The sequence below is a fragment of the Actinomycetota bacterium genome (assembly GCA_036280995.1).
Lineage (GTDB): Bacteria > Actinomycetota > CALGFH01 > CALGFH01 > CALGFH01 > CALGFH01.
Window position 1 is genome coordinate 1 of record DASUPQ010000307.1, and the last position, 2,958, is coordinate 2,958.

The following is a 2,958-nucleotide window of genomic DNA, read 5'->3' on the forward strand; positions in this document are numbered from 1 at the left end:
CGAGGAAGGCGAGTGACCGCGCCGCCGTTCATCATCGGCGCCACGCGAGAGTTTGGGCGAGTAGCTGCTCGTATCAAGAAGAGTGACTCGGGAAAGTACCGCAAGGTGCAGAAAACGGTGCGTCTGCTCCGGGACGTTGGCCCACGACACCCAGGTCTGAACTCGCACAAGTACTCCTCATTCACCGGCCCGAACGGCGAAGAAGTCTGGGAGTCGTACGTGGAGAACAAGACGCCGGGGGCGTGGCGCCTGTTTTGGATGTACGGTCCGGGCGCCGGCATGATCACGTTGATATCGGTTGGCCCGCATCCCTGATGGGCCCTTGATCAACTCCCCGGCCTGGTCGTCCTGCCCGCGCCGGTCGGGGCGGAGCTTGGTGAGCTGTGGATCGCGGCGTGACCAACCGATCCGTTCGCTCCCCCGGCCACGAGGTCGCCCGGGTGCGGCAAACATAGGTCGGCCGGCTCGGCGACGCCGGCGCGAACATCGACTCGGCCGACCAATTAGCGCGGATTTCCGCGCAGTTGGTTCGGGGCAAGGGGGTCAGCTGATTTCGTAGCGGAGGGTGCGGTTGCCCCACCAGGGGACGGTGGTGTTTTGGGGCAGGTCGGCTTGGCGTAGGACGGGTGCGTAGGCGCGTCGATCGAGGCGGACGGTGATGGTGCGGCCGGTGGTGATGATCGTTCCGCGGGTGTCCAGGAAGCGTCGTTGCAGGGTGTCTGGGGTGACGGTGGCGTAGCCGGGGAGTCGGCTGCGCAGGGCGGCGGTGAGGGCTTGGGCCAGGACGCAGAGCATGATGTCCAGGTCGACGTTGAGGTTCACGGTGGAGGACAGCGCGTCGGAGCAGAAGGCCTGGATGATCTCGGCGAGGCGTTGTTCGATGGTCATCCGGCGGGCGTAGTGCTCGATCAGGGCCTTGACGGGCGGGTCGTAGTCGTTGGTGATGATGACGGTGGGGGCGTCGCGGCCCAGGCCGGTGACGATGAGTTGGCGCACCGCGGCGGGGTAGTTGGTCAGTCGGGCGTCGGTGGTCTCGTGGACGCGTGGGCGGTTGAACCGGCCGGGCCGGTTCAGGGTGATGGTTTTGAAGTCCGCGCTGGTCAGCGCGTTGATCTGGGTGAGCAGGGCGGGTGAGCGCATCCGCAGGGTGAGGAACTTGACGCCGCGGTCGTTCAGTTCGGCCAGCACGGCCTGGTTGGCGACCTTCTGGTCCATGATCAGCATCCGCGGGTCGGCGCCGGACACCGTCTTCCAGTGGTCGCAGAACGCGATGACCTCGCGGGTGCTGGTGGCCTTGGTCAGGTCGGCGTTGGCGTAGACCAGGTTGTGGGTGCCGCTGTCCTGGGCGAAGAACGTCAGCACCGAGCGGGCGCGTTGGGAACGTTTGGGCACGTAGTGCTTTTCCAGCACGGGGTCCTGTCCCCAGTGCATGACGGCGTGGAAGTCCAGGTCGAAGATCGCGTCGGAGCTGGTGGCCAGGCCGCCGTGGATCATCGCGGTGTCCAACGCGGCCAGGAAGTCTCGTTGGTGTTGGTGGCTGGTGCGGTAGGAGTAGTCGGTCAGCGCGGTCTTCTTGGGCAGCACGGACAGGCCGGCGAACAGGGACGCGGCGGGGTCGGCCAGCAGCAGGTCGTCGACGTGGGAGACCCGTCGGGTGCGGGTGAGTTTGAGCGCGAGCAGCGACAGCAGCCAGGACACCGGGGGTACCACCCGGCTGCCGGGGTATCCGGCCTTGCTGACCAGGGCGGGCAGGTCCAGCTCGATCAGGTCGGGGATGAGCAGCAGCAGTCCGGCCTTGCCGGTTTCCACGGTGGCCGGCCAGCTGGCCCAGTCCAGTCGGCCGGTGCGGGGCAGTCGGGTGTCCCGGCCGGGGGTGGCCGGGTTGATGCTGGCCTCGGGTTCGGGGTGGCGCAGCAGCCGGCCGAAGCCTTCCTCGGTCAGGATCTCGGCGACCCCGGTGCGGTTGAGCGGGGTGCCTTCGGTGGCCAGCCGGGCGGAGATCTCGTAGGTGGACAGGCCCTGCCGGCGCAGCTCGATCACCCGGCCGCGGGCCCGGTCCTTGGCCGGCGCGACCCCGGGCGGGGGTCCGGGTCGGCGGGGTGGTGCGAACAGGTCCAGGGCGCCGGCCCGGTGTTCGCGGACCAGGTTGACCATGGCCCACCGGGTGTAGCCGAACCGCTCGGCGGCCTGGGCGTGGGTGAGCCGGTCGACGTAGAAGGCGCGTAGCGCCTCGTACCGGCGGTGGTTGACCTGGACCGGAGCGGTGAACCAGTCCGCTCCGGCACCTTGTTCCGATCCGGCTGCCATACGCCATGTTTACCACTTCCTCAGTTGCACGGAGCGGGATTGACCGGCTTCGGCGTGTCACCCTCGGACGGGTCTTGAAACCGTTGTGAAGTAGCGTGTTTCATCACGATGGGATGTCTCGGCCGGGTATGACGGGCCCGACCGTGCGGCCTGAGAGATGGATACTGTGAATCACATGCTTGTGATTCAACAGCAGCTCAACAGCAAGCCCTCAGAACGGGAGGATACGAAAACCCCCGCTGACAAGCGGATACCGATCAGGCTTGTGCCCAAGCGCGGCAGCAAAGTTGCCCCGAACCTCCGGTGCGGAAATCCGCGTTAAACACGCTGACCACGGCCGAGCTGCCCGCGCTGCCGGATTCCGTCGGTGACACGATCGACGACGAGATCGAGTGGGAGCGCGATCTCCGCCAGGCCCGCGACGACCGCCGGCGGATGACCGCCGACCACATCCGCGACCTCGTGTCATTTGCCGATGACGAGTTGCTGTACGGGCGCCGTGCAGCGGCGGAGCGAGGCGACCGCACCGAAGGTACGGCCCTCGATGCGTTCGCGGCAGAACTGGCTTCCGCATTCACGATGTGGCGGTCGTGCGTGAATGACGAGGATGACGGACTCAACCCTGCTCCCGTTCCCGGGTGTGTCGAGGAC

Annotated in this window: 3 protein-coding genes; 2 read left to right on the top strand and 1 reads right to left on the bottom strand. The window is 67.1% G+C overall.

The window, feature by feature from the left end; genetic code table 11:
* Positions 1 to 12: 12 nt before the first annotated feature.
* Positions 13 to 315 (top strand): hypothetical protein, encoded by a 303-nt coding sequence (locus tag VF468_10385; protein HEX5878714.1) that lies wholly within the window; start codon positions 13 to 15, stop codon positions 313 to 315.
* 228 nt (positions 316 to 543) lie between these two features.
* Here the strand turns inward: VF468_10385 and VF468_10390 are convergent, their stop codons facing one another.
* Positions 544 to 2,307 (bottom strand): transposase, encoded by a 1,764-nt coding sequence (locus VF468_10390; GenBank protein ID HEX5878715.1) that lies wholly within the window; start codon positions 2,305 to 2,307, stop codon positions 544 to 546.
* Between the two features lie 303 nt (positions 2,308 to 2,610).
* On the opposite strand from VF468_10390, the gene VF468_10395 reads away from it, so the two are divergent.
* Positions 2,611 to 2,958: hypothetical protein (locus VF468_10395; protein HEX5878716.1), on the top strand; the 348-nt coding region annotated here is incomplete at its 3' end.

Bases quoted from the DNA above. Each gene is read 5' to 3' on its own strand.
- VF468_10390 (HEX5878715.1), bottom strand. From the start codon at position 2,307: ATGGCAGCCGGATCGGAACAAGGTGCCGGAGCGGACTGGTTCACCGCT.